Here is a 25,821-nt window from a genome sequence, read left to right on the forward strand (position 1 = left end):
AACTGTCTGCGGCGGCTTGCCTAAAGCAAAATGCATTTGGGAAGCAGCGGATTTTCAGATCAACTCGGTGGCGTCAAATGCATTTTGCGATTCTTGGTGATTCTGTCTCAAAGCAAAACGCACGAGGATCTGGAAAAGCGGCCTATGCAAAAGGAGGTTCCCGCTCATGACCGTTTTGCGCATCGTGGCCAATCTTGCCGCCCCTGAGCCTGAGAAGGCTGCTGCTTTCTATCGGGATCTTCTTGGCCTCGATCTTGTGATGGATCACGGCTGGATCCTGACTTTCGCGGCCCCCGGCGAGCAGGCGCCGCAGCTCAGCGTCGCCAGCGAAGGCGGTTCGGGGACCGAGGTTCCCGACCTTTCCATCGAGGTCGACGACGTGGATGAAGTCCGTGGGCGTGTCGCAGCCGGCGGTCATGAGATCGTTTATGCGCTCACCGACGAGCCTTGGGGCGTGCGGCGCTTCTATGTGCGCGATCCGCTTGGCAAGGTCGTCAACATTCTCTCGCACGGCCGCTGAGCAACGGGAGAAGGCCTGGCAAGCGTGGAGTGGCGGTCTCCGACCGCCATCCTTGGAAACGGGGCGTTTTGCGGGAAGGGAAGATGGCGGTCAGAGACCGCCACTCCGGTGCCGCGCCTCATCAATCCATGCTCAATTTCCCGTCGCCACGAACCGATCGACCACCCGCTGTAGCAACGGAGCATAGTCGCGGAAGCTTCGCGTCTGCATGCCGGCGACCTTGCCAGCCTCGTCCCACAGCCGCACCCGCACGGCCTCGCTGTAGAAGGGGCTGGAGCGGAATTCAGCAATCTCACCGGCATTCATCGGACCGCCCTGCAGCGCCAGGGTGTGGCGCGAGGCCGTCGAAAGCTTCGCGTCGTAGCTGGGATCGGTGGCGCACAGATAGCGTTTGGCGGCAACATGCAGGCGCACGCATTCGGTCACCAGCGGCGGGAAAAAGGGAGCGAGCACCTCCGCGCCGGCATCGTCATGATGCTTGTCCTCCGTGTCATCCGGCGAATAGGCGCCGAACTCGCTGGTGAAGTGCCCGACATCATGCAGCAGCGCCGCCGCGACGAGTTCGTCGCTGGCCTTCTCCTGCTCGGCGAACCAGGCGCCCTGGAGCATATGCTCGGCCATGGTCACCGGCTCGCCGAGATATTCCTCGGCGCCGCGCCGCTCGAAGATGCCGGCCAGGAAGCCGACGATGGTCGTGGAGTCGAGGGCAGGGGCGCTCATTCTGCGGCCTCCCTCATGGTCTCCGCCTCGATGGCCGCCAGCGTCGACAACAGCCCGTCCTTGTCGGCATAGCAGCCTTGGAGCCAGCGCTTGCCCGTGCCGGAGAAGGCTTTGCGTGCATGCATTACGCGGGTGTTGTCGACGATGAAGAGCTCACCCGGCTTCAGCTTGAAGCTGACCTCCATGGCGGGATCCTCGAGGATTTCGGCAAAGCGGCGATAGGCGGCATAGAAGGCGGGCATGTCGGCATAGGGCACGTCGACAAAGGGCGCCGCCGAGCGATTGTTGAAGCGGATGGCGATCATCTCGCCATCCGGGCCGAGCTCGATCAGGGGACGTTTGGCGCGCAGGCACACACCCGAGGAGCCGGCATATTCGAAGCGAACGGGGTGGCGGGTGAGCAGGTCGAAACCATGTGGATCTTCGTGCTTCAGGCGCCGCGCCACGGCAAAGCCATCGACCACGATGGAATCGCCGCCTTCAACCGAATTCTCCAGGCAGGACAGCAATTGCAAGGTCGGCACGGGATCGCGATAGGGATTGTCGGTATGTGCCTGCAGGCCGAGATTCGTATAGGCAAGGTTGTTGGGATTGACCTCTGCCCGCACCTCGAACCAGCGGCCGTAATTGGTCTCGCGGACATAGCCGAACAGTCCGGCGACATCGCACAGGCTGCCCGAGGTGGTCGGGACCTCACTGAGCACGGCAAAGCCGTAGCGCCGCACGGCGGCAAGCCAGTCGCCGAGCGCCAGACGATCCTGGCGTACGAGCGGATAGGAGGCGCTGGAAACGCTGCCTTGCAAGGCGCTGTCCCATGGCTCGACCGGTTCCGCCAGCCAGCCGGTCTCGCGGGGCTGCTCCCTGTCATAGATCCGCTCATGCAGCCAGGCGGCCGGGAAGACGGTCTCGTGGCCATCGGGCAGGAAGCCTATGGCAATGTCGCCGCTGGCCGTCGGCGCGGCCGAGCCGATGAGCGTCGTTGGCGGAATGTCGAGCACGGTGATGAGGCGCTGTCCGTTGCCGGCGCTGCGCGTCTGCGGATCGAGCGCGTTGTCGCGCAGCCAGAGGGCGTGGAAGCGGCTTCGATGCCCATTGCTCCAGAGGATTCGGACGGCTTGTCCTCCCTCGATGATCTCGATCTCGTCCGCCTTCATGGAGCGCCTCCGTCTTTGCTGCTCCGTCCTTCTTGCCAAAGATCTGGCCATCGTTCAAACAATGAAAAATCGATGTTTGACCCAGGTTCTGTTATGGCTGAAACGACACAGCTGCCACCCCTGATCTGGCTCCGTACCTTTGAAGCCTCTGCCCGTCATCTGAACTTCACCAGTGCGGGCGCCGAACTCGGCCTGACGCAGGCGGCCGTCAGCCAGCACATCAGATCGCTTGAAGCGGAGCTCGGTGCGAGGCTGTTCGTCCGGCTCCGGCGCGGCGTGGCGCTGACGGCGGAGGGCGGCGCCTACCTGCCCCATATCCAGGGCGTTTTCCGCTCGCTTGCACGCAGCACGAGCGAGCTTTTCGGGCCAAGGGCCGGGCGTGCGGTGCTGCGCAGCCCGATTTCGTTCTCCCTGCTGTGGCTCGCCCCGAGACTGCACAGGCTCCGCCAGGCCCTGCCGCAGTTGCGGCTCGAGCTCAATACTATCCATGTGCCCGTGGATTATACCGGTGATCAGGAAGGGTTCGATATCCGCTTCGGCATCGGCCCCTTCGAGGGGCGCGAGAGCCACCGCCTGACCTGGGAGCGGCTGGTGCCGGCCGCTGCGCCGCTTCACCTGCACTTGCTTCATGATCCCGCCAACTGGCCGCATCTGCCCTTGCTGTCGGTGGCGGGAGCGCGCGAGATGTGGCCGGACTGGTTTGCCCGCGCTGCCCTGCCACTGCCGCCGTCGGCCTCCTTGGTGTTCGACAGCTTCGCCGTGGCCCTCGAAGCCGCCCGGGCCGGGGCTGGCGCGGTCCTGGCCTCCCGCCCACTTGCCGATGCGGCGCTGGAGGACGGCAGCCTTGTCCGCCTGTCGGACGTCGAGCTCACGGGCGAGCGCGGCCATTTCATCACCCATGCCGCAGGCCGTGCACTCCCCGCGCATGAGCAGGCCATGCTGGACTGGATCCTGGGCGAAGCGGCGCGTTAGTCGCAAAGCGGAGTGCCGGCAACCTGCTCAATTTGCATGAATCAACGGGCAGGACACACAATGGGGGTCCTGCAGGCAAGCAAGGAGACAGCCCGTGCCGATCGATATCAATGGTTTGGGGAACCTCTTCATCGTCTATGGTATCAATTGCTTAGGCGCTCTTGCCATCGCCGTGGTGGGATGGTGGGCGGCGGGACTCCTCGAACGGCTTGCCCTGCGCGCCCTGATCAGTTCCCATATGGATCCGATCGTGGCGACCTTCCTGGCCAGCCTGGTGCGCTATTCGATCATGGTGCTGATGTTCGTGCTGATCCTGCAGGTGGTCGGCATCCAGGCCACCAGCCTCGTCGCCGTGTTGGGCGCCGCTTCCCTGGCCATCGGCCTCGCTTTGCAAGGCACGCTTTCCAACATGGCGGCCGGCGTGATGCTGCTGCTGTTCCGCCCCTTCCGGCTGGGCGATGCCATCGAGGTGGCGGGCAAGGCCGGCACGGTGAAAAACCTCAACCTTTTCATGACGGAACTCGCCAGCGGCGACAATGTGCAGATCCTCATCCCGAATGGCCAGGTCTGGGGCTCGCCCATCACCAACACCTCGGCCTATCCGACGCGCAGCGTGAGCGTGAAGGTGACCGTGCCCTATGGTGGCAATATCGAAGCGGCCGCCTCCCATATCCGCGATGCCCTCAGCCGCGACAATCGCGTGTTGCCGCTACCGGCTCCGGCGGTCGATGCCAGCGGCTTCAACGACAGGGGCGTCGAGATTGTGGTGACGGCCTGGACCAAGTCTGCCGATGCGGGCGCCTTCAAGGCCGCCATTGTCCATCAGGCTTCCAACGCCGTGCAGCAGGCTGCGTCGGCGACCTGATGATTGTCCGCCGCCTTCTCCCTGCCGACTGGCACGATTACCGCACCATCCGCCTGCAGGCCCTGGAACTTACGCCCGAAGCGTTCGGCTCGGTCCATGCGCTGGAGGCCGCGCGCCCCGCCGAGGCCTTTGCCGAGCGCCTGTCATCCGCCGTTGTGATGGGCGCCTATGCCGAGGGGCGCATCGCCGGCATGGCCGGCTACAAGCGCTGCGAGGGCCCAAGGGATGCCCACAAGGCCTTCGTGTGGGGCGTGTTCGTTGCGCCGGACTTTCAGGGCCATGGCGTCGGCCAGGCGCTGATCACGGCCCTGGTCGCTGCAGCACGCCAGGAGGTCGAGCAACTCACGCTCTCGGTGGTCACGGCCAACAGGTCGGCCATCACCCTTTACGAGCGCAACGGCTTCAGGACCTACGGGATTGAGCCGCGCGCTCTCAAGAGTGCTGCCGGCTATGCGGACGAGGCGCTGATGGTGCTCTTTCTATAAGAGGCAAGTCCGCGCCCTCACTTCGCGATTTGCTCCTGTTCGCCCCGGACAAATCGGCTAGGCTGCATGCCTCCCTGGGGAGTTGAGCATCTCCCTCTTCCCATCCAAATCAGGTTTTCCATGGCCCTTCTCCTCTGCATCACCCAATGGGATGTCGGTCCCTGGCTCGATCGGCTGCGTCGGCTGGCGCCCGGACGCGATATTCGGGCCTGGCCGGAAGTCGGCAACCCCTCCGATATCACCTATGCGGCCCTTTGGAAGCAGCCGCCCGGCCTGCTGTCGAGCTTTCCGAACCTCAAGGGCATCATCTCGCTCGGCGCCGGCGTCGACCATGTGCTCTCCGACCCCACTCTGCCCGACGTCCCGCTCTGCAGGGTGGTCGACGGCAATCTCACCACGCGGATGAGCGAATGGGTGGTGATGCATGCCCTCATCCATCTGCGTCACCAGCGGGATTATGACCTCCTGCAGCGCCAGAAGCTCTGGCGCGAGATCATGCCTTCGCCGGCGGCGCAGGAATTGCGGGTCGGCGTCATGGGGCTCGGCGTGCTCGGCCTCGATGCCATCCACAAGCTCAAGGTCATGGGCTTCGACGTCGCCGGCTGGAGCCGCACGCCCAAGCAGATCGACGGCGTCCGCACCTATGCCGGCAATGACCTTGATGCCTTTCTCGCCCGCACCGATCTTCTCGTCTGCCTGCTGCCGCTGACGCCACAGACGAAAGGCGTGCTCAATCGCTCCCTGTTCGAGAAGCTGGCCCATGACGGCGTGCTCGGCGCCCCGGTTCTGATGAATGCCGGGCGGGGCGGGCTGCAGGTCGAGAAGGACATCCTTGCCTGTCTCGACGAAGGGGTGCTGAGGGCGGCGACGCTCGACGTCTTCGAGACCGAGCCGCTGCCTGCCGACAGTCCGCTGTGGTCTCATCCGGCCGTCACCGTCACCCCCCATAATTCGGCGATTTCAGACGAAGATGCGGTGGGCCGCTTCGTCTTGCGCCAGGTCGACCGGCATGAGCGGGGCCTGCCCTTCGAGGCGCCTGTGGATAGAACCAGACATTACTGAGAGTGAAGCGGAACAACCCCCTCGTGAAAATATTGTAACGTTGACGCCGCCTTCAGACGGTCCTACCTAAGGGGTGGCGGCTACAAGAACGCCTTTCTGCTGCAGGCCATCAGGCCCTGCGTGTCTCAAGAAGCGGAGCGAAGCATGACGCTGCGTGTCTCCGGACAAAATCTCGACATCGGTGATGCCTTGCGAACCCACGTCCAGGCGCGGGTTGCGGATAGCCTGTCGAAGTATTTTGACCAATCCTACACCGGCCAGGTCACCGTGAAGAAGGAAGGCACCGGTTTCCGGACCGATTGCCGCATCCATCTTCCTACCGGGCTTACCTTGCAGACCGAATCGATGGCGCATGACCCCCATGCCAGCGTCGATCTCGCAACGGAGCGCCTGACCAAGCGCCTTAAGCGCTACAAGCACCGCATCAAGGATTATCATGCCGGCCCGGACAGCGCGACCGCGGCTGAATCGACCGATTACATCATTGCCGCTCCCAATGAGGAGGAGGCCGTCCCCGATGAGTTCACGCCGGTGATCGTGGCGGAGAACACCACCCGCATGAAGCGCCTGTCGGTGAGCGAGGCGGTTGTCGACCTCGATTTGACGGGTGCAGCGGCGCTCGTCTTTCGCCACGCTGGACATGGCCGCGTGAACGTGGTTTACCGCCGCTCCGATGGCCATATCGGTTGGATCGACTTGCCGCAAGCCGCGGCTGAGGCGACCTGACGAGGCCCTACCAAACAAGCGCCCGCCTCGAAAAGGGGCGGGTGCAGTGCTGTTGAGCGGATCGTTTCTAGCGGCGATCGGCTCGAACTCCCGCGAGGAACGCAATGCCTTTGAGCGATCTGCTGCCGCAGGATGCTGTGCTTCCGGCGCTGAAGGTGAATTCGAAAAAACAGGCTCTGCAGGAAATCGCCGAACGGGCTGCCAAGCTGACTGGCCTGGGTGAGCGGGAAATCTTCGATACGCTGCTCCAGAGGGAGCGCCTGGGCTCCACCGGCGTGGGCAACGGCATCGCAATTCCCCATGGCAAGCTGGCCAAGTTCAACCGCATCTTCGGCCTGTTCGCCCGCCTCGAGCGCCCGATCGATTTTGAGGCCCTGGACGGCCAGCCTGTCGACATCATCTTCCTGCTGCTGGCCCCGGAAAGCGCCGGGGCGGACCATTTGCGGGCCCTCTCGCGTATCGCCCGCATGCTGCGCGACCCGTCCATCGTGCAGAAGCTGCGCGCCACGAACGACGCAGCCGGACTCTACTCGATCCTCTGCGACGAGCGGACCTCGCACGCGGCGTAAAGCCGGGAGTGGGGCATCCCCGTCTGCTCTTGGACAGCGGCGTTCGAGAACGAGGCGCAGGATTGGAGTGTCGATCACTGATCGACATTCTCGGAGACCGCGCGCTTGATGATAACAATGTCGATCAGTGATCGACACGAGCCAGCCCTATTGCTCCGCCAGCCCCAGCACATCTGCCATTGAATAGAGCCCCGGCGCGCGGCCGAGCCCCCAAAGTGCCGCCCTGAGGGCGCCTCGCGCGAACATCGTGCGGTCCTCGGCCTTGTGCCGGAACTCGATGCGCTCGTGCTCGCCGGCCAGAATTACGCTGTGCTCGCCAATCACCGTACCGCCGCGCAGGGTGGCAAAGCCGATATGGCCTTTCTCGCGAGCCCCCGTATGCCCGTCACGGCGACGATCGGACCTTGATTCCAGATCGATGCCTCGGCCATCCGCGGCGGCCTGCCCCAGCAGCAAGGCGGTGCCGGAAGGCGCATCGACCTTGCGGCCGTGATGCATCTCCAGGATCTCGATATCGAACTCGGCATCGAGGCTGCGGGCCGCCCGCCGGATCATGGCGGCCAGCAGGTTGATGCCGAGTCCCATATTGCCCGAATGCACGATGACGGCATGACGAGAGGCGTCCCGCAGCCGGGCGAAGTCGTCCGGGGAGAGGCCGGTGGTGCCGCTGACCAGCACCATCCCGCGGCGCGCTGCCAGGGTAGCCAGCGCCACCGTCGTCGCCGGCGTGGTGAAGTCGAGGATCACCTGCGCAGTTTCAGGCAAGGCGTGCGGATCGTCCATTACTTCCATGCCGTTCGGCTCCAGGCCAGCGAGCCTGCCGCAATCGGCGCCGACGGCGGCCGAGCCCGGACGCGCCAAGGCGCCGCACAGGGTGACCCCGGGCGTCTCCGCGATCATGCGGATCAGCGTCCGCCCCATTCGCCCGGAGGGACCGGCGACGACAAGCCCGATATCGGCCATGGTTGATCCGGCGGGTCAGAGTTCCGCCAGGCCGAGCACATCGGCCATGGAATAATAGCCCGGCTTGCGGCCAAAGCCCCAGATCGCAGCCTTGAGGGCGCCCTTGGCGAAAATCACGCGACTCTCCGCCTTGTGCGCGAATTCGATGCGCTCGCCCTCGCTGGCGAAGATCACGGTGTGCTCGCCGACCACTGTGCCGCCGCGCAGGGTGGCAAAGCCGATATGGCCCTTCTCGCGGGCGCCGGTATGGCCGTCGCGGACGCGGTCGGAATTACCATCGAGATCGATGCCGCGGCCGGCCGCTGCGGCCTGACCGAGCAGCAGCGCGGTGCCCGAGGGAGCGTCGACCTTGCGGTTGTGATGCATTTCGAGGATCTCGATATCGAAATCCTCATCAAGGCTCTTGGCGACGCGCTTCACCACGGAGGCGAGGAGATTGACGCCAAGGCTCATATTGCCGGACTGCACGATCACCGCATGGCGGGAGGCGGCCTTGAGGCGGGCGAAGTCCTCTTTCGACAGGCCGGTAGTACCGATAACATGCACGATGCGCATCTGGGCGGCGAGAGCGGCAAGCTCGACCGTCGCTGATGGGGCGGTGAAGTCGATGATGCCTTCGGCCGCCGTGAGGAGCGACAGCGGGTCGTCGGTGATCAGCACGCCATTGGGCTCAAGCCCAGCGACCTTGCCGGCGTCCTGGCCGACCGTTGGCGCGCCCGGGCGCTCGATGGCGCCGCTGAGCACCACGCCGGGAGTCTCCGCGATCAACCGGATCAGGGTCTGGCCCATCCGTCCGGAAGCACCTGCTACGACAAGCCGCATCTCGGCCATGGTGAATTCTCCCTGGGAGCGCGGACGTCCCGTCCGCTCTTGGAAACGCTACAGTGCGAGGCAAGGAAGAGCGGACATCGCGACATGCAAGCATGTCGCTGTGACGTCCGCGCTCCCAGCGTTACAACACCCGCTCCATCACGATCGCCGTGGCTGGCGGCCCCTTGGCGCGGGCGTAATAGGCGTTGCGCCGGGCAATCTCATCGAAGCCATGGCGCTGATAGAGCCTGATCGCCGCCACATTATCCTCGGCGACCTCCAGGAACACCTTCCTGGCTCCTGCCGCGGCGAGGCGGCCGAGATGGTGTTGCAACAAGGAAGTGGCCAGGCCCGCGCCCCGGGCGGAGGGCGACACCGCCACACTCAGGATCTCCGCCTCGTCCACGACCAGGCGAGACATGGCAAAGCCGGTCGGCGTGCCCTTGCCCCCGGGGCGGGCGAGATGGGCGAGGATCAGCCTGTCGGCGAGCATGCGCTCGAATTCGAGGGCGTCCCAGCCGCGTTCGAAGCCGGTGGCGTGGATGGCCGCCAGACTTGCGGCGTCATCGACGCGGGCGTCGATAATCACCGGCGGCTGTCTCTTGCCGAACCAGCTCATTGCCGCGCCACCTGGCCGTTCTGCTGAGGCGTGGCGTCGGCGGGCTTGAGATAGGTCGGACGTGGTGGGGAGTCGGCGGGATCGGCGAGAAGGCCGAGCTGGGCCACCCAGGTGATATCGGGCGCCGGGCTGGAATCGACGATGATGCCGGCCGTACCGGCGGCCTTGGCCTCGTTGAACAGCAGGGGAGCGGCTGGCCCGGCCATCTTCACTGTCGCCGGTCCGAGCACGCGCGCGGCCTCGCGCAAGGAGATGCAGCTTGCCTCGACGATGCTGCGGCCACGATTGGAAAACAGCTCGAAATAGACATTCCCATGCCGCGCATCGATGGCGACGGCGACGTGCTGGCCGTCATTCTCGTCGATATGTGGAGCGGCGATGGCGGCGAGCGTCGAGATGCCGACGCAGGGCACGCGCAAGGCAAGGGCGAAGGCCCGGGCGGCCGAAATCGCCACACGCAACCCGGTGAAGGAACCTGGGCCCACGGTGGTGGCGACGCGGTCGATCAGGGAGAAGCCACCGGAGCGCTCCACAACCTGCTGCACCAGCGGAATCAGCGCCTCGGCATGGCCACGCGCCATCAGGATGGTCTGGGACGCGATCTCGCCGTCATCGGAATCGAACACGCTGGCCGAGCAGGCTTCAAGGGCTGTATCGATGGCGAGAATACGCATGTGGGATCCTACGATTGGCCTAGCGCCGGGGATTCGCGGGCCAAAGACCAGCGATATCGCAGGAATCTGCCGTTGCGCAACGCCTGAATCGCTTCATATCCGCAGCCTGCGTCCGGCAGTCCTTGCCGTTTGACTCTCAACGGTTGTCAGGCAACGGCCGGACTGGAGTTCAGAGATCGGCATCGCGGTATGGAAAGTATCCGACGAAGCGAAGGCAGATCACGCCGTCCCCACTCCCCCCTCAACCGAACCAGTCGGGTAGATTTCGTCGATCTTGCGCCACAGTGGGGGCGATTTCGCCGCGTTGCAGCGTTGGCGGTCGGCTTCCCCATCCTTGGACCCCTTGATGGCCCAATCTCGCATCTGAAAGTCAGGTGGAAAGACGGGATTCGCCGTGCCGGCTTGTCGGTTAGGCTTGCCCGCGGCGATGTCGCGGCGCTTCTGATTGTCGTACTCTGTTGTCAGGATGTCCATCTGGCCAGCACTGAGAATGGCGGTGCAGACTTGCCTTCGTGCCCGAAGATAGTGCTGTGCGGCGGCGAGATTGGAAATCAGCGAGCCATTCGGCCGCTGGCGCGCTTCGGTTGTCAGGAGCCAGGCCAGCCGAATGGAGCCACAGCACGCGTCGGCTCCAACTTTGGGAAGCTTGAAGTTCACTTCGTCGTTCGCCTGCCAGTCACCTGCCGGAAGCGATTGGCTCCACATAGTGAGAACCGTGCCCTTCGCCAACGCGTCCTGTGCGCGCGCGATCGCGGAATCGATTTCGTGCCGTATCCCCGCGTCGCTCATCGGTGTGCAGCCGAGATAAACACGTCCATCGTTCACTTGTTCAGGCGGTATGTCCAAATAGGCGATTTCTCTTTTGTAAAGCACGGTGTACGCAAAATAGAGACGGCGATACGCAATCGTCATCGTCAGCGCCGCAGGAGTCATGTCGCCGCCCAAAGTCGGGGCGCTGGCAATCAGCAGCGCGCCGAAGGTGCTGAACATGCCCCAAGCTTTGCCCATGATAAGTTCTATTTTCTGGCGGTCGACCGAGGCCATAGCCGGAATTATGTCAAACATCGCAAGACGATCGAGAAGATGTACGCAATCCGTCCAATCTGACGAGGGAGAGGGCGGTTGCTTGGCGGCTGCGTCGGTGAACCTGCGAATATCGTCAGCTGACATCAAACCCGCCTTTTGAAACATACGACCCCGCCTCGTGGCGCGATTCGACCTCCTGTTTTGCTTGACTGTCAAGGTTTGTGTCGTTGCGTGGAGTAAAATGCATCCAGGCGGGAACGCGCTTCAGGACTAACGCGTCACCATCAGAAGCAATTTGTGATTCCCGATGGTTCTATCTGAAGATAAAGCGCTTTAGGGAAGCAGCAGATAGACCGGAATACAATGCGTGTCCTGCAGCCACTCGATGCCCTCCGCCACCGGATAGGCGGCAAGGAACAGGCATGCGTCGAGGAAGGTGCGCGTCACCAGCGAGGTCTGGATCTCCAACGTGGGCACCGGGCGCCAGAGCCGGAAATTGGGGATGAAGCGGGGCACGCGTTCGCAATAGGCCTCATAGACGCGGCCGAACTTGTCACGCAGGAACTGCTCTTCCTTATGCGTGACGATGGCGAAGACCACGATTGTGATGGTGCAGACCAGAATCGCTGTGGAGATGGCGCCGAATTGTGCGCCGGCGCCGGCTGCGCCGATGAAGGAGAAGACATAGAGCGGGTTGCGACAGACGGAGTAGGGGCCATCCTCGACGATGAGCTGCTTCTTGCGCCCGGCAATATAGAGGGAACACCAGGTGCGGCCGACAATGGCGATCGCCATCAGCACCAGGCCGATGCTCTCGATCGTCTCGTCCATGCCGCTGTCGGCCGTGTTCCGCCAGGCCGAGTTGGTGAACAGGAGGACAACAAAGCCGATGATACCGAGCGCAACGAGCGCGATTCGCCGTATGGTCTGGACGGCATTGATGTCGATGGACGAACCGATTTCGGCGTTATTCTTCGTCTTCAGCATGAAAACACTCAGTTGTGGCCCCCCAAACACGGACCGAGCACTTTATCCCCCAAGGCGATGGACGAGCGGCGTTACCGCGTCGCAGCCGAGATGACTTTAACAATTGTGTGACAACGCGTCCACGCCTTCGGGCCGCCAGCATCGGGACGCGGTTTACGCCGTGTTGCGGTCGGGGATCGAGATACGGAAGGTCGCTCCGGTTCCCGCGTCTCCCGTGCCGAGCAAGGTGAGCGTGCCGCCATGGGCCCTCACCAGTTCCGCCGCAATGGCAAGGCCCAGGCCGGATCCGCCGGGCCGCGTCGAGCCCGAGAAAGCTTCGAACAGCCTCTGCTGGGCTTTTTCCGGCACGCCCGGGCCGTTGTCTGCGATCTCGATCACGACCTGCTTCCTGTCACGTCGCCCACTCACGCTCAGGCAATTGCCCACGCCATCGGCTCGGTTGTGGTTTTCCAGTGCCTGCACCGCGTTACGGCAGAGATTGATCATAATGCGGGAGAGCTGGTCGGGATCGGCGTCGATCTGCAGGCCCGGTTCGAGCGCCTCGTGCCAGGTTATCCGGTTCGCGTGATCCCCGCTTTCCGCACCCAGCCCGACCAGTTCGCGGGTGTCGTTGACGATGGGAGCGACCGCGATGATACGCCGCGAAGGCGGCTGCTCTGCGGCCCGGCCGTAGGAGAGCGTCGACTGGCAGAAGGCAATGGCCCTGTCCAGCGTCTGGATCAGCCTCGGCGCGAAGCGCTGTACCACGGGATCGTTGGTCTCGGCGAGGCGGTCGGAGAAAAGCTGGGCGCCGGCCAGCAGGTTCCGCAGGTCGTGGCTGATCTTGGAGACGGCAAGGCCAAGGGCGGCGAGGCGGCTTCTCTGCTGCAGCATCCCGTGCAATTGGCGCTGCATGGCCGCAAGCTCGCGCTCTGCGACGCCGATCTCGTCGCTGCGACCGGAGGTGGGCACCACGCGCGAGTCGTCCTCCGGGTTCTCCCCAAAGCGCATCATGGCGCTTGTGAGGCGCCGCATCGGCCGCACGATCACCCAGCTCAGGGTCAGATAGACTAGGCATGCAGTGATGGCGGAGATGACCAACGAGGAGAAGACGAGGCGGGTCGAAAAGGCATACATGCCCTGCTGCAGCGGCGTCTCGTCGACCACGATCTCGATGAACTGGCCTTGCATGGGGGCATCGCCCACGACGCGGATGAAGCGCCCCTTGGGAGCGAGCAGCGTAACGACCGCATCGTGAATGGCATCCATCTCCGACAGCGTGCGCAGATCCGTGCTGAGCGCGACCGCCGGCGGCATTTCGGACGAGGCGAGCAGGCGCTTGGTGTCCCTCATCTTCAATGCCACCATCTTGGCGCCGACCGAGTCCAGGATCTGCATGGCGAGGTTGTCGGAGACCATGCCGTCGGGTGCGGCCTCGAGCACCAGTGCTGCCGTCACGGCCGAGGACAGGCGGTTTGACAGCCAGTTGCGCCGGTAGGTGGCGACGGAGGGAAGGTAGATCAGCACCTCCGCCAGGAGGACGAACAGCACCGTCAGCACCAGCAGGCGCGCAGAAAGCCCGAAGCGGCCGGGTTTATTGGGCGTGGCAAGCGAATTGGACACGAATCTGGCTTAACCGAATTTGGTTGCTCTCGCCAGTGCCCAACCCGGCCCGGCGAAGTTGTAATGCGCCTCGCCAGGCCGGTCTTGAGGGCTTGGAGCGCTCTACTAAAGTACGGTTGGCTCACGGCGTCGGTGTGGCGAAGAGCGGCGACAACAACCGTCAAGGCGTGCGGATCCATCCTTTCACGGTCGAGGGCTGCTTTTTCCTAGCTTTTTGGCGGACGTTCGACTATAGGGCCGCATCCCGGTGCAGATGCTCCGGATTTTACCCGCCGCTACCGACCCCGCTGGACGACATCCCGGCCGGGCCAAGGTGGAAGGCGATCCTGGCCAGACGGCCTTCTTCGTCGCAAGACGTTATCCGGCAATCGCGCATCCTCGCGCGCGAATGCCCTATGAAAGGACTATCCGATGTCGATTTCGCAAGAGCGCAAGACCGCGCTGATCAAGGAATATGGTGCCAAGGACGGCGATACCGGTTCTTCGGAAGTGCAGATCGCTATCCTCACCGAGCGTATCACGAATCTGACGGGCCATTTCAAGTCGCATGTGAAGGACAACCACTCCCGTCGTGGCCTTCTCAAGATGGTGGCCCTGCGCCGCTCGCTGCTCGACTACCTCAAGTCGCGCGATGAGAGCCGCTACAAGTCCATCATCGAGCGTCTCGGCATCCGCCGCTAAGACATGAAGCCCGAAAGGCTGGTGCCTTTCGGGCTGCTCTTTTTCACCAACGGGACGTGGCGACATGGGGTTGCCGCGAGAACCCCAACGACCGGATAGGCAGCAAGCCATGGCAGGATCGCAGGAAGCAAACCGTGCGCGTTGAGCGCTCCCGAGGATGCTTCCTGCCATCTTGCGATGGCTGCTTTTATTTCAGGGGCTCCAAAGAAAGCCTTGCCTCATCCGGTCTCAAGCAAAGACAGGATTGAACGCATGTTCACAATTTACCGCGAAGAGCTCGAATGGGCTGGCCGCAAACTCATCCTCGAAACCGGCAAGATCGCCCGCCAGGCCGATGGAGCCGTGCTCGCCACCTATGGCGACTCGACCGTGCTGGCCACTGTCGTCTCGGCCAAGGAGCCGAAGGCCGGCGTCGACTTCTTCCCGCTGACCGTCAACTATCAGGAAAAGGCCTTCGCGGCCGGCCGCATTCCTGGCGGCTACTTCAAGCGTGAGGGCCGTCCGTCCGAGCGCGAGACACTGATCTCCCGCCTGATCGACCGTCCGATCCGCCCGCTCTTCGTGGACGGCTATCGCAACGACACCCAGGTCGTCGTCACCGTCCTCTCGCACGACCTGATCAACGACACCGACGTGCTCTCCATGGTCGCCGCCTCTGCTGCCCTGACTCTGTCGGGCGTGCCCTTCATGGGCCCGGTGGGCGCCGCCAGCGTCGGCTATGTCAATGGTGCGCTGAAGCTCAATCCCACCATCGACGAGATGAAGGAATCCTCCCTCGAGCTCGTGGTCGCCGGCACCGCCGACGCCGTGCTGATGGTGGAATCGGAAGCCAAGGAACTCTCCGAGCAGACCATGCTCGAGGCCGTGATGCTCGGCCATTCCGGCTTCCAGCCGGTGATCGAGGCGATCATCCGCCTCGCCGAGAAGGCCGCCAAGGAGCCACGCGACTTCCAGCCGGCCGACCATTCCGAGCTCGAGAACGCCATGCTCGCCGTGATCGAGTCCGATCTGCGTGCAGCCTATTCGATCACCGTCAAGCAGCAGCGATATGCCGCCGTCGACGCCTGCAAGGCGAAGGTCGTGGCCCACTTCCTGCCTGAGGGCGTGGAGAATCCCGCCTATTCCAAGCAGGAGGTCGCCGAGGTCTTCCATGAGCTGCAGGCCAAGGTCGTGCGCTGGAACATCCTCGACACCGGCACCCGTATTGACGGGCGCGATGTCAAGACGGTGCGCAACATCGTCGCCGAAGCGGGCATCCTTCCGCGCACCCACGGTTCGGCTTTGTTCACGCGCGGCGAAACCCAGGCTCTCGCGGTCGCCACGCTCGGCACCGGCGACGACGAGCAGTTCGTCGACAGCCTGGAAGGCACCTACAAGCAGCGCTTCATGCTGCATTACAACTTCCCGCCCTACTCCGTGGGCGAGACCGGCCGCATGGGCTCGCCAGGCCGCCGCGAGATCGGCCATGGCAAGCTCGCCTGGCGCGCCATCCACCCGATGCTGCCCCCGCAGCACGAGTTCCCCTACACCATCCGCGTCGTCTCCGAGATCACCGAGTCCAACGGCTCGTCCTCGATGGCCACGGTCTGCGGCTCCTCGCTGGCACTGATGGATGCCGGCGTGCCGCTGCGCGCCCCGGTCGCCGGTATCGCCATGGGCCTCATCCTGGAAGGCGAGCGCTTCGCCGTGCTCTCCGACATCCTGGGTGACGAGGACCATCTCGGCGACATGGACTTCAAGGTAGCCGGCACCGAGAACGGCGTTACCTCGCTGCAGATGGACATCAAGATCGCCGGCATCACCGAGGAGATCATGAAGGTCGCCCTCGGCCAGGCCAAGGAAGGCCGCCTGCACATCCTCGGCGAGATGTCGAAGGCCCTGTCCGGCGCGCGCGCCGAACTCGGCGAGCATGCTCCGCGGATCGAGGTGATCACCATTCCGGTCGACAAGATCCGCGAAGTGATCGGCTCGGGCGGCAAGGTCATCCGCGAGATCGTGGAGAAGACCGGCGCCAAGGTCGACATCCAGGACGACGGCACCATCAAGGTTGCCTCGGCTTCAGGCACGGCGATCAAGGCGGCCATCAACTGGATCAAGTCGATCGCCTCGGAGCCGGAGCTCAACGCCATCTATGACGGCACCGTGGTCAAGACCACCGACTTCGGCGCCTTCGTCAACTTCTTCGGTGCCAAGGACGGCCTGGTTCACATTTCGCAGCTCGCTGCGAACCGCGTGAACAAGGTCACCGACGTGGTCAAGGAAGGCGACAAGGTCAAGGTCAAGCTGCTCGGCTTCGACGAGCGCGGCAAGGTCCGCCTTTCGATGAAGGCGGTCGACCAGGCTACCGGCGAGGACCTGGAGAAGAAGGCCAAGGCCGAGGGCGAAGCCGCCGAGTGAGGCAGGCATCATTGGTGATTAAAATTGAGGGGCGGCCCGAGGGCCGCCCCTTTTCTTTTCGCTACTCGAACGGAGTACGGCGCAAGCGCCCCCGCTGTCCTCGCGGAGGAGGGAGACTGAGTCCTGTCCTCTCGTTGTCGGCTCACGCCGCGTTGGCCTGCTGCACCTTGTATCGGGCGCCGGGCTTGCTGCGGGAAAGGTTCGGCCCGAGCGCCTGGCGGGCCGCCTCGTAGCTGTTCCAGTCGGCAATCTCGGGCAGGGCGGGAATGGTCACGAGTTCGCCCTGGTCGAGGCCAGCGAGGGAAGCATCGACCATGTCCTCGGCCGACATCACGCCGATGCTCTCCGGCAACTGCTCGACAGGCACGCCGAGAACGTTCCAGAAATCGGTCGCGGTGGCGCCGGGTAGTACAGCCTGGACGCGTATGTTCTTGCCTGCCAGCTCGTGGTGCAGGCTCTGGCTGAAGGCGAGCACATAAGCCTTGCTGCCGCCATAGACGCCGTTGAGCAGTTCCGGTGCGATCGCCACGATGGAGGCAATATTGATAATGGTGCCGCCGCCACGCTCGACGAGGCCGGGCGCCGCGGCATGGGTCAGCCGCGTCAGAGCGGTGATGTTGAGGCCGATCATCTCCTCCATCTTCTCGATCGATGCCTCGAGCAGGGGCGTCGCGCTGCCGAAACCGGCGTTGTTGACGAGCCCCGTGATGCTCTTGTCGGTCCTGAGCACGGTTTCGACCTTGGCGAGGCCATCCTTGTCGTTGAGATCGGCGGCGAGGATGTGCACCTGTCGCCCGGTCACCTTTTCGACGCGGTCGGCGAGGGTCTTGAGTTTGTCCTCGCTGCGGGCGACGAGGATGAGGTCATAGCCGCGGCGGGCGAGGCGGTCGGCATAGACGGCGCCGATGCCGGAGGAAGCGCCGGTGATCAGGACGGTGCCTTTTGCGCTGGTGGACATTCGAAGTCTCCGTAGAGTGGTGTTTTCGATAGCAGGAGAATAGATCCACTGGCTTTTGTCTCAAATGTCATATATACCACTTTTCAGGACGTTGGAGGAGAGCGCCATGCAAAGCGTCGGTTTTCTGATTTCCACCAATTTCCAGATGATGAGCCTCGCCGCTCTCTCGGCCTTCGAATTCGCCAACTATGCCGCAGACAAGTGCCTTTATGAGCTCGCCGTCGTCTCGGAGAGCGGCGGCCCCGTGCGCAGTTCCGTCGGCATCATGCTCGACAGCACCGCCTTCGGCGAACCGGAGTTCGACACGCTCATCGTTTGCGGCACGCCGGATGCCGATCCGTCCGCGTCGCCCCTCATCGACTATGTGCGGCGGGCGCCCGTTCTGTCTCGCCGCGTCGCCTCGATCTGCACCGGCGCCTTCGTGCTCGCAGAGGCCGGCCTGCTCGATGGCAGGCGGGTCACCACCCATTGGCTGTGGACGCGAGACTTGCAGGCACGCTTCCCGCGGCTCAAGGTGGATGAGGATCGCATCTTCATCACCGACGGGCAGATCTGGACCTCGGCCGGCATGAGCGCGGGTGTCGATCTCGCGCTCGGGATGGTGGAGGAGGACCATGGCGCGGAGCTCGCCCGCCTCGTGGCGCGGCAGCTCGTGCTCTATCACCGGCGCGGCGGTGGCCAGTCGCAACATTCCAACCTGCTCGATCTCGATGCCAAGTCGGACCGGATCCAGACGGCGCTGACCTATGCCAGACGCAACCTGCACACCCCGCTCTCGGTGGAGCAGCTGGCCGAGGTCGCCCATCTCAGCCCCCGCCAGTTCAGCCGCACCTTTCGCCAGGAGACGGGTCAGTCGCCCGCCAAGGCGGTGGAGAACCTGCGCGTGGAGGCAGCCCGGTTGATGATGGAGCAGACCCTGCACCCCATCGACATCGTGGCCCGTGAGACCGGTTTCGCCGACCGCGAGCGCATGCGTCGGGCCTTCCTGCGCGCCTTCGGCCAGCCGCCGCAGGCGATCAGAAGGTTGGCGAAGCCCCCCTTGGGCGCGGATGTCTCCAGGACGCTCGCCTGAGTGTCGTGCGGACGTCCGCGCTCCAGGGAATCTTCGCTCCGCCTGTTGCTTTTTCCGCCCTCTCCTTCTATAGACGCCGCTTCCCCGCATCGACCGGCTGATAAGGGCTGCCGTGGCGATGCTGATGGCTCGGGCGCTTTTCAACAAAGCACACGGCTTACCGGTGGCGGAACCCCAAAGGTTTCGGCGCCTTTCTTATATTCGGAGACGAGCAAAATGCCCAAGATGAAGACCAAGTCGGGCGCCAAGAAGCGCTTCAAGATTACGGGGTCAGGCAAGGTGGTCCACGCCCAGCAGGGCAAGCGCCACGGCATGATCAAGCGTACCAACAAGCAGATCCGTAAGCTTCGCGGCACGCGCGTCCTCTTCAAGACGGACGGCGAAAACGTGAAGAAGTATTTCCTGCCGAACGGCTGATCGCCACGGCAACGCGAAACCTTAAGGAGATCAGCAAATGGCACGCGTGAAACGGGGCGTTACGTCCCATGCTAAGCACAAGAAGACACTCGACGCGGCAAAGGGCTTTTATGGCCGCCGCAAGAATACGATCCGCATTGCCAAGCAGGCAGTCGATCGTTCGATGCAGTACGCCTATATCGGCCGCAAGCTCAAGAAGCGCAACATGCGCGCGCTGTGGATCCAGCGCGTCAACGCCGCTGTCCGCGAGCTGGGCCTGACATATTCCAAGTTCATCGCGGGCCTCGCCAAGGCCGGCATCGAGATCGACCGCAAGGTGCTCTCCGACCTCGCGATCCGCGAGCCGGAAGCCTTCAAGGCGCTGGTCGAGAAGGTCAAGGCTGCCGCGTAAGCGCTGCCCGATAGACTGTTCTGTCAAAAACCCGCTGCGGAAACGTGGCGGGTTTTTGTTTTCCGCGCACCCGGAACTACTCCGCCGGTGCCGTCAGGCCCTTGCGCTCCAGGATCTCCCAGCAATCCTCCGCCGTCTCGGCAAAGTCGAACAGGTTCAGGTCCTCGCGCCGGATGAAGCCTTCCTCCACCAGCGCCTCGAAATTGATGACCTTGGTCCAGTAGGCCTTGTCCATCAGCACGATCGGGCAGAACGACATCTTGCCGGTCTGGCGCAGGGTGATGATCTCGAACAATTCGTCGAAGGTGCCGAAGCCCCCTGGAAAGATGACCAGCGCCGCCGCGTGCATGGCCAGGTGCATCTTGCGCATGGCGAAATAATGGAAGCGGTAGGTGAGGGACGGCGTGGTGTAGGGGTTGGGATATTGCTCGTGCGGCAGGGTGATGTTGAAGCCGATGGTCGGCGCACCAGCCTCGCTGGCGCCGCGATTGGCCGCTTCCATGATGCCCGGGCCACCGCCAGTGGCGATGACGTTGAAGCGCCCATCTCCAATCTCGTTCATCGCACCGCCGCGCCGCGAGGCGATATAGCCGAAGGTGCGCGCCTCCTTGTACCAGCGCCCGCGATTGCCTGGCGCATCCTCGTGCACCCGGGCTGAACCGAACACCACGATGGTGGAGCGGATATGGGCCGCCTTCAGGCCTTCCTCGGCCTTCATATATTCAAGCTGAAAGCGGATACCGCGGGTTGAATCGCCCAGCATGAAATCGGGGTCGAGGGCAGCGAGCCGATAGGCGGGTGCCTCGGTCTGGCGCAATTCGCTGACCTTGGCCCGGGTTTCCGGCGCCAGGACATCGGCGGTCGAGAGCATGTTGGTGGGGGAGGAATCGTCTGGGGCCGGCGTCATAGCCTGTACTCACATACGGAACGCATCACCTGTTGTGATCTCTCGGACCGGGGACTGCAATCCCTCTGGAGTTGTAAATCCAGTGCTATTTGGAGGGATCCGAAGCGGCTCATTAGGCTTCTTCCAAGACTGTCCATGGGAATTCGCCGTGAATTCGACCTTTAGTCGTCACCAGGCTTCGTCTCTGTATTCCAGGCCGACGCGACCGTTGACTGGGCGTGCAACTGACTGCCCGGGACAAGACCGGGCAGATTTCCGAAAAGAATTGCATAAGAGTGTTTGGGATCGACACTCCATATCCGCGCCTCTGTTGGCGAAGCTGGTGCCGAAAGCCGCCAACGTGCCTGCCAGAAATAGGCCTCCGCCTGCCAGGCTCGGCCTGGTCTGGAACGTCAAGACGCCGCAGATGCCACCGCATCGCGAAGCATTGGCGCAAATATCGCCGTATAAGGCGGTTCCCATTGCAAGGGTAAATGGGCTAGAAGGCACCTCGATTTGAGGAATAGCCTATGAACGATCTTGCCGGCCTGGAAAGCAGCCTTCTCAACGACATCGACGCCGCCGCCGACGAGCCGGCGCTGGAGGCGGTGCGTGTCGCGGCGCTCGGCAAGAAGGGTTCGATCTCCGAGCGTCTGGCCGGCCTGGGCAGGATGGCACCGGAGGAGCGCAAGACGGCCGGAGCCGCCATCAACGCCGTCAAGGACCGCGTCACCGCCGCGCTGGCCGAGCGCAGGAGCTTGCTGAAGGCCGCTGCCCTTGAAGCTCGCCTGCAGGCTGAGGCCGTCGACGTCACCCTGCCGGCACGCGAGAGCGGTACCGAGATCGGCCGGCTGCATCCGATCAGCCAGGTCATCGATGAGATCACCACGATCTTCGCCGACATGGGCTTCGCCGTCGCCGAGGGCCCGGATATCGAGACCGACGAATACAATTTCACCATGCTGAACTTTCCGGTTGGACATCCCGCGCGCGAGATGCACGACACCTTCTTCTTCGCCCCCGACGAGAAGGGCGAGCGTAAGGTGCTGCGTACGCATACGAGCCCTGTGCAGGTACGCACCATGCTCAGCCAGAAGCCGCCGATCCGCGTGGTCATTCCCGGCCGCACCTATCGCAACGACTCCGACCAGACCCACACGCCGATGTTCCACCAGGTCGAAGGTCTCGTCATCGACAAGACCAGCACGGTCGGCAACATGAAGTGGGTGCTGGAGGAGTTCTGCCGCGCCTTCTTCGAGGTGCCCTCGGTGAAGATGCGCTTCCGCCCTTCCTTCTTCCCCTTCACCGAGCCATCGATGGAAGTCGATATCCAGTGCTCGCGCAAGGGCGGCGAGATCCGCTTCGGCGAGGGCGAGGACTGGCTGGAAATCCTGGGCTGCGGCATGGTGCATCCCAATGTGCTCCGCAATTGCGGCCTCGATCCCGACGAGTATCAGGGCTTTGCCTGGGGCATGGGCATCGACCGCATCGCCATGCTGAAATACGGCATGCCGGACCTGCGCCCGTTCTTTGACGCGGATGTGCGCTGGCTCTCGCATTTCGGCTTCCGGCCCTTCGACCTGCCAAGCCTGGCGGGCGGATTGTCGACGTAGTTTTCTCGGATGGCAGGCGTCCCGCCTGCATAGGGGAACCGTCGTGCTCTCCGACATAGCGGGTGCAGACTGGAAGCCTGCGATCCCAGGGTTAACCTGTCGTTAACCCCTGATTCCCATTTTCCGCCGCCAGCCGCTGCGCCTGTGTTCTACTTGCTCAAGCCTGTTGCCGGGGGCTCGGGCAGGGGCGTATACCGGATTTCCGCCTAGTCACCCTGCGGGCCTCCCCTCCGCGGTTTCCAGACTGTCTTCAGATTCTCGGGTTCAATGGCAAAGCTTTTTCACAACACCGTCGATCCGCAATCCCGTTTCATTCGCCTTGTGCTGAGTGAAATGGATGTCGCGACCGATCTGGTCGAGGAAAAGCCCTGGGAGCGCCGCGAGGCCTTCCTGCACATGAACCCGGCCGGCGTGCTGCCGGTGATGATCGACGCCACCGGCCTCACCGTACCCGGCGCCGCGCCGATCGCCGAATATCTCGACGAGGCCTATGGCGATGCTCTCGGCGAGCAGCGCCTGCTGCCGCGTGACTCGCGCGCCCGCGTGGAGACGCGCCGGCTGATCGAGTGGTTCAACGCCAAGTTCAATGCCGAGGTGAGCGAATATCTCATCACCGAGAAGATCCTGAAGCGCTTCCTGCCCGTGGGCGAGGGCGGTTCTTCGCCGGACACGGCGGCGATCCGTGCCGCCAAGTCGAATGTGCGCTATCATTTGCGCTATGTCGGCTATCTGGTACGGCGGCGGAACTGGCTGGCGGGCGATCGGCTCTCCTACGCCGATTTCGTCGCGGCGGCGCATCTTTCCATTGTGGACTATCTCGGCGACGTGCCCTGGGATGAGGACAGCGCGGCCAAGGAGTGGTATGCGCGCCTCAAGTCCCGCCCGTCCTTCCGACCCTTGTTGGCGGAGACCATTCGCGGCACGCCGCCCTCCTCGACCTATGCGGACCTGGATTTCTGAGCCGGATTTCTCGGGATCGCAGGCTTCCAGCCTGCTCTTGGAAGCGTGGCGCTTGCCGGGTGGGAAGAGGCAGGCAGGATGCCTGCGATCCCGGGGAGGCCTTGCCCGATGACCTCCCTCAAGTCCCAATTCCTCGCCCGCGCCCATGCTGAAGGCTTCGATGCCGTCCGCGTCACCACGCCCGACGCCATTCCCCTGGCGCCCGAGCGCCTGAAGACCTTCCTCGAACAGGGCTGGTATGGCGAGATGGGCTGGATGCTTGATCGCGCGGATGAGCGCGGTGCCCCGCTTACGCTCTGGCCGGAAGTGCGCAGCATCATCATGCTCGGTATGAATTATGGCCCGGACAGCGATCCCATGGCGGGCCTCGCCGATCCCTCCTCAGCCCTGATCTCGGTTTATGCTCAGGGCGATGACTATCACGATGTCATCAAGAAGAAGCTCAAGAGCCTCGGCCGCTGGTGGGGCGAGGCGACGGGCTTGCCGCTCAAGGTTTTCGTCGACACTGCGCCGGTGATGGAAAAGCCTCTTGCCGCCGCCGCGGGCCTGGGCTGGCAGGGCAAGCACACCAATCTCGTCAGCCGCAGCTTGGGCTCCTGGCTCTTTCTCGGCTCCATCTTCACGGCGGCCGAGATCGAGCCCGACGAGCCGGAGCACGATCATTGCGGCTCCTGCCGCGCCTGCCTCGATGCCTGCCCGACGGCGGCCTTTCCGGCACCCTACCAGCTCGACGCCAGGCGCTGCATCTCCTATCTCACCATCGAGAACAAGGGGCCGATCCCGGCCGAGTTCCGCCGGGCGATCGGCAATCGCATCTATGGCTGTGATGATTGTCTCGCCGCCTGTCCCTGGAACAAGTTCGCCGTTGCCGGGCACGAGCAGAAGCTGATGGCCCGCGAGGGACTGCGGCAACCGAGGTTGGCGGAGCTGGCACGGCTCGACGATGCTGCTTTCCGCGTGCTCTTTGCCAGGAACCCGGTGAAGCGCATCGGGCGCGACCGTTTCATCCGCAACGTCTTGATCGCCATCGGCAATTCCGGCGATGCCGCATTGGTCGGCGAGGCTGAGGCTCTGCTGGAGGACAGCTCGGCGCTCGTGCGCGCCATGGCGGTGTGGGCGCTCTCCCGTCTTGCGCCGGATCGGCTTGCCGCGCATCTGGGCAAGCGCCAGGGTGAGAGCGATGCCGATGTGCTCGTCGAATGGCGCCGGGCCGACCTTCCTGCACAGGAACCTTCCCTATTGTGACATTGCTGTCGCAATGTGCAGCCCATCACCTTGACGCTGCGGGCGTTCGCCAATAGCCATGCGGGCGGGGCAAGCAAGGAGCAGCCGATGATCCACAGAGGTGGCGCACGACGGACGAATTGCGGGCCAAGGCCGGCGGGGCGGCTGAGCGAGGCGGCCCAGTTCTTCAGGAACTGGACCGAAAAGCCCATGCAGCTGGGATCGGTGACACCGTCGAGCCGTATTCTTTCCAAGGTCATGGCCAGCCATGTCGATCCGGCCTCCGTGGGTCCGGTGGTTGAGATCGGGCCGGGCACCGGTCCGATCACGCAGGCCCTTGTCGAGCACGGCATTGCCGAGGAACGCCTGGTGCTGGTGGAATTCAGCCTGGAATTCTGCGATCTCCTGGCTCGCCGTTTTCCCAGGGCGCAGATCGTGCAGGGCGACGCCTATGCCCTCGCCCAAACGCTGGAAGGCAAGCTTGCCGGCAAGGCGGCGGCGGTGGTCTGCGGCCTGCCGTTGATGACCCGGCCCGAGGCCCAGCGTCTGGACCTTTTGGCGCAGGCCTTCACCCTGATGCAGCCCGGCGCGCCCTTCGTGCAATTCACCTATGCCTTGACTTCGCCGATCCCAACGCGCGATGCCTTCTTCACCTGGAAGGGCTCGCCGAGGATCTGGCGCAATGTCCCGCCGGCGCGGGTGTGGACCTATACGCAGCTTTCGATGAACTGACTTGCGAGGAATGGACTTGGATACGAAGGACCGGCTGATTTGTGCCCTGGATGTCGACAGCGTGGCCAAGGCCGAGGCCCTGGTGATGCAGCTTGGGGACAGCGTGACGTTCTACAAGGTGGGTTACCAGCTCGTCTTCAACGGTGGCCTGCCCTTCGCCCAGGATCTCGCCCGCTCCGGCAAGAAGATCTTCCTCGACATGAAGCTGCACGACATCGGCAACACAGTCAGCAAGGGGGTGGAGGCGATCGCGCGCATGGGCATGACCTTCCTCACGGTGCACGCCTTCCCGCAGACGATGAAGGCGGCGGTGGACGGGGCTCGCGGCTCGGACCTAAAGATCCTCGGCGTCACCGTAATGACGTCCTATGACGATGCCGACCTTGTCGAGGCGGGCTACCGGCGGAGCGTTAGCGAGCTCGTCTTCCAACGTGTGGCGCAGGCGATGGCGCTCGGCGTGCCCGGCCTGATCCTTTCGCCGGAGGAGGCGGCTGCAACGCGCAACCGAGTGGGTGACCAAATGCTGCTGGTGACGCCGGGCGTGCGTCCGGCAGGTTCCGACAGCGGCGACCAGAAGCGCATCATGACGCCCGGCGATGCGATCCGCGCGGGGGCGGACTATCTGGTGGTGGGCCGTCCGATCGTGGCGGCAAGCGATCCCAAGGCGGTGGCGGAGGCGATTCAGGCAGAGATTGCTCCGGGCGCCACTTAGACCTTGAAAAATCGCTCGTTCGGT

General features: G+C 63.8%; 28 protein-coding genes. 17 read left to right on the plus strand and 11 right to left on the minus strand.

Annotated elements, in window-relative coordinates:
- Positions 1-166 precede the first annotated feature (166 nt).
- Complete coding sequence (locus ACMDCR_RS05805; protein ID WP_413991610.1) at positions 167-520, plus strand: VOC family protein; 354 nt, start codon at positions 167-169, stop codon at positions 518-520.
- Positions 521-652: 132 nt separating this feature from the next.
- Here the strand turns inward: ACMDCR_RS05805 and ACMDCR_RS05810 are convergent, their stop codons facing one another.
- Positions 653-1,240, minus strand: a complete 588-nt coding sequence (locus tag ACMDCR_RS05810) for an HD domain-containing protein (protein ID WP_413991611.1) — start codon at positions 1,238-1,240, stop codon at positions 653-655.
- A complete protein-coding gene (locus ACMDCR_RS05815) occupies positions 1,237-2,394 on the minus strand; it encodes a gamma-butyrobetaine dioxygenase (RefSeq protein WP_413991612.1) in 1,158 nt (385 codons plus the stop codon). The genes ACMDCR_RS05810 and ACMDCR_RS05815 overlap by 4 nt, the downstream gene beginning before the upstream one ends.
- A gap of 93 nt (positions 2,395-2,487) precedes the next feature.
- Between ACMDCR_RS05815 and ACMDCR_RS05820 the strand changes: the two genes are divergently transcribed.
- The 6 genes from ACMDCR_RS05820 to ptsN all read left to right on the plus strand — a co-directional run bounded on the left by ACMDCR_RS05820 (position 2,488) and on the right by ptsN (position 7,073).
- The gene (locus tag ACMDCR_RS05820) at positions 2,488-3,366 is read left to right on the plus strand and encodes a LysR family transcriptional regulator (protein WP_413991613.1); all 879 of its coding nucleotides are present in this window, start codon (positions 2,488-2,490) and stop codon (positions 3,364-3,366) included.
- Between the two features lie 94 nt (positions 3,367-3,460).
- Positions 3,461-4,231 carry a mechanosensitive ion channel family protein gene (locus tag ACMDCR_RS05825; RefSeq protein ID WP_413991614.1) on the plus strand — a complete coding sequence of 257 codons (771 nt, stop codon included), beginning with the start codon at positions 3,461-3,463 and terminating at the stop codon, positions 4,229-4,231.
- Entirely contained in the window at positions 4,231-4,716 is a 486-nt protein-coding gene (locus ACMDCR_RS05830; RefSeq protein ID WP_413991615.1) for an N-acetyltransferase family protein, read from the plus strand. Before ACMDCR_RS05825 ends, ACMDCR_RS05830 begins: the two co-directional genes overlap by 1 nt.
- Before the next feature lie 120 nt (positions 4,717-4,836).
- On the plus strand, positions 4,837-5,778 hold the full coding sequence (locus ACMDCR_RS05835) for a 2-hydroxyacid dehydrogenase (protein WP_413991616.1): 942 nt from the start codon (positions 4,837-4,839) through the stop codon (positions 5,776-5,778).
- A 144-nt stretch (positions 5,779-5,922) separates the two neighbouring features.
- A complete protein-coding gene (hpf, locus tag ACMDCR_RS05840) occupies positions 5,923-6,504 on the plus strand; it encodes a ribosome hibernation-promoting factor, HPF/YfiA family (protein ID WP_413991617.1) in 582 nt (193 codons plus the stop codon).
- A gap of 104 nt (positions 6,505-6,608) precedes the next feature.
- Complete coding sequence (gene ptsN, locus ACMDCR_RS05845) at positions 6,609-7,073, plus strand: PTS IIA-like nitrogen regulatory protein PtsN (protein WP_413991618.1); 465 nt, start codon at positions 6,609-6,611, stop codon at positions 7,071-7,073.
- 147 nt (positions 7,074-7,220) lie between these two features.
- Here the strand turns inward: ptsN and dapB (ACMDCR_RS05850) are convergent, their stop codons facing one another.
- The 7 genes from dapB (ACMDCR_RS05850) to ACMDCR_RS05880 form a co-directional block, all read right to left on the minus strand.
- A complete protein-coding gene (gene dapB, locus ACMDCR_RS05850) occupies positions 7,221-8,036 on the minus strand; it encodes a 4-hydroxy-tetrahydrodipicolinate reductase (protein ID WP_413991619.1) in 816 nt (271 codons plus the stop codon).
- 15 nt (positions 8,037-8,051) lie between these two features.
- Positions 8,052-8,867, minus strand: a complete 816-nt coding sequence (dapB, locus tag ACMDCR_RS05855) for a 4-hydroxy-tetrahydrodipicolinate reductase (RefSeq protein ID WP_413991620.1) — start codon at positions 8,865-8,867, stop codon at positions 8,052-8,054.
- A 121-nt stretch (positions 8,868-8,988) separates the two neighbouring features.
- Positions 8,989-9,465: a GNAT family N-acetyltransferase gene (locus ACMDCR_RS05860; RefSeq protein ID WP_413991621.1), complete on the minus strand. Its 477-nt coding sequence runs from the start codon at positions 9,463-9,465 to the stop codon at positions 8,989-8,991.
- Positions 9,462-10,139 carry a tRNA (adenosine(37)-N6)-threonylcarbamoyltransferase complex dimerization subunit type 1 TsaB gene (tsaB, locus tag ACMDCR_RS05865; RefSeq protein ID WP_413991622.1) on the minus strand — a complete coding sequence of 226 codons (678 nt, stop codon included), beginning with the start codon at positions 10,137-10,139 and terminating at the stop codon, positions 9,462-9,464. Before tsaB ends, ACMDCR_RS05860 begins: the two co-directional genes overlap by 4 nt.
- A 219-nt stretch (positions 10,140-10,358) precedes the next feature.
- Entirely contained in the window at positions 10,359-11,309 is a 951-nt protein-coding gene (locus tag ACMDCR_RS05870) for a hypothetical protein (RefSeq protein ID WP_413991623.1), read from the minus strand.
- A gap of 189 nt (positions 11,310-11,498) precedes the next feature.
- Positions 11,499-12,152 carry a methyltransferase family protein gene (locus tag ACMDCR_RS05875; protein ID WP_413991624.1) on the minus strand — a complete coding sequence of 218 codons (654 nt, stop codon included), beginning with the start codon at positions 12,150-12,152 and terminating at the stop codon, positions 11,499-11,501.
- Between the two features lie 153 nt (positions 12,153-12,305).
- Entirely contained in the window at positions 12,306-13,754 is a 1,449-nt protein-coding gene (locus ACMDCR_RS05880) for an ATP-binding protein (protein WP_413991625.1), read from the minus strand.
- Positions 13,755-14,165: 411 nt separating this feature from the next.
- Here ACMDCR_RS05880 and rpsO point away from each other — a divergent pair, with 411 nt between their 5' ends.
- Together rpsO and pnp are read left to right on the plus strand one after the other, a co-directional pair.
- Positions 14,166-14,435, plus strand: a complete 270-nt coding sequence (gene rpsO / locus ACMDCR_RS05885; protein WP_413991626.1) for a 30S ribosomal protein S15 — start codon at positions 14,166-14,168, stop codon at positions 14,433-14,435.
- 252 nt (positions 14,436-14,687) lie between these two features.
- Positions 14,688-16,832, plus strand: coding sequence for a polyribonucleotide nucleotidyltransferase (gene pnp, locus ACMDCR_RS05890; protein ID WP_413991627.1), 2,145 nt, complete (start codon positions 14,688-14,690; stop codon positions 16,830-16,832).
- Positions 16,833-16,974: 142 nt separating this feature from the next.
- On the opposite strand, the gene ACMDCR_RS05895 is transcribed toward pnp, so the two are convergent.
- The gene (locus tag ACMDCR_RS05895) at positions 16,975-17,790 is read right to left on the minus strand and encodes an SDR family NAD(P)-dependent oxidoreductase (protein WP_413991628.1); all 816 of its coding nucleotides are present in this window, start codon (positions 17,788-17,790) and stop codon (positions 16,975-16,977) included.
- Between the two features lie 106 nt (positions 17,791-17,896).
- Here ACMDCR_RS05895 and ACMDCR_RS05900 point away from each other — a divergent pair, with 106 nt between their 5' ends.
- The 3 genes from ACMDCR_RS05900 (at position 17,897) to rplT (ending at position 19,670) form a co-directional block, all read left to right on the plus strand.
- Positions 17,897-18,862 (plus strand): GlxA family transcriptional regulator, encoded by a 966-nt coding sequence (locus tag ACMDCR_RS05900; protein ID WP_413991629.1) that lies wholly within the window; start codon positions 17,897-17,899, stop codon positions 18,860-18,862.
- Between the two features lie 216 nt (positions 18,863-19,078).
- The gene (rpmI, locus tag ACMDCR_RS05905; protein WP_311943873.1) at positions 19,079-19,279 is read left to right on the plus strand and encodes a 50S ribosomal protein L35; all 201 of its coding nucleotides are present in this window, start codon (positions 19,079-19,081) and stop codon (positions 19,277-19,279) included.
- A 37-nt stretch (positions 19,280-19,316) separates the two neighbouring features.
- Complete coding sequence (gene rplT / locus ACMDCR_RS05910; protein WP_068297422.1) at positions 19,317-19,670, plus strand: 50S ribosomal protein L20; 354 nt, start codon at positions 19,317-19,319, stop codon at positions 19,668-19,670.
- Positions 19,671-19,746: 76 nt separating this feature from the next.
- On the opposite strand, the gene ACMDCR_RS05915 is transcribed toward rplT, so the two are convergent.
- A complete protein-coding gene (locus ACMDCR_RS05915; RefSeq protein ID WP_413991630.1) occupies positions 19,747-20,577 on the minus strand; it encodes a TIGR00730 family Rossman fold protein in 831 nt (276 codons plus the stop codon).
- 509 nt (positions 20,578-21,086) lie between these two features.
- Here ACMDCR_RS05915 and pheS point away from each other — a divergent pair.
- The 5 genes from pheS to pyrF all read left to right on the plus strand — a co-directional run bounded on the left by pheS (position 21,087) and on the right by pyrF (position 25,797).
- A complete protein-coding gene (gene pheS, locus ACMDCR_RS05920; protein WP_413991631.1) occupies positions 21,087-22,169 on the plus strand; it encodes a phenylalanine--tRNA ligase subunit alpha in 1,083 nt (360 codons plus the stop codon).
- A gap of 267 nt (positions 22,170-22,436) precedes the next feature.
- Positions 22,437-23,129, plus strand: coding sequence for a glutathione S-transferase family protein (locus ACMDCR_RS05925; protein ID WP_413991632.1), 693 nt, complete (start codon positions 22,437-22,439; stop codon positions 23,127-23,129).
- A gap of 108 nt (positions 23,130-23,237) precedes the next feature.
- Positions 23,238-24,374, plus strand: a complete 1,137-nt coding sequence (gene queG, locus ACMDCR_RS05930; protein WP_413991633.1) for a tRNA epoxyqueuosine(34) reductase QueG — start codon at positions 23,238-23,240, stop codon at positions 24,372-24,374.
- A gap of 87 nt (positions 24,375-24,461) precedes the next feature.
- Complete coding sequence (locus tag ACMDCR_RS05935; RefSeq protein ID WP_413991634.1) at positions 24,462-25,085, plus strand: class I SAM-dependent methyltransferase; 624 nt, start codon at positions 24,462-24,464, stop codon at positions 25,083-25,085.
- A 10-nt stretch (positions 25,086-25,095) separates the two neighbouring features.
- Positions 25,096-25,797: an orotidine-5'-phosphate decarboxylase gene (gene pyrF, locus ACMDCR_RS05940; protein ID WP_413991635.1), complete on the plus strand. Its 702-nt coding sequence runs from the start codon at positions 25,096-25,098 to the stop codon at positions 25,795-25,797.
- Positions 25,798-25,821: the final 24 nt, after the last annotated feature.

The organism is Labrys okinawensis (assembly GCF_047345005.1).
Taxonomy (GTDB): Bacteria; Pseudomonadota; Alphaproteobacteria; order Rhizobiales; family Labraceae; genus Labrys; species Labrys okinawensis.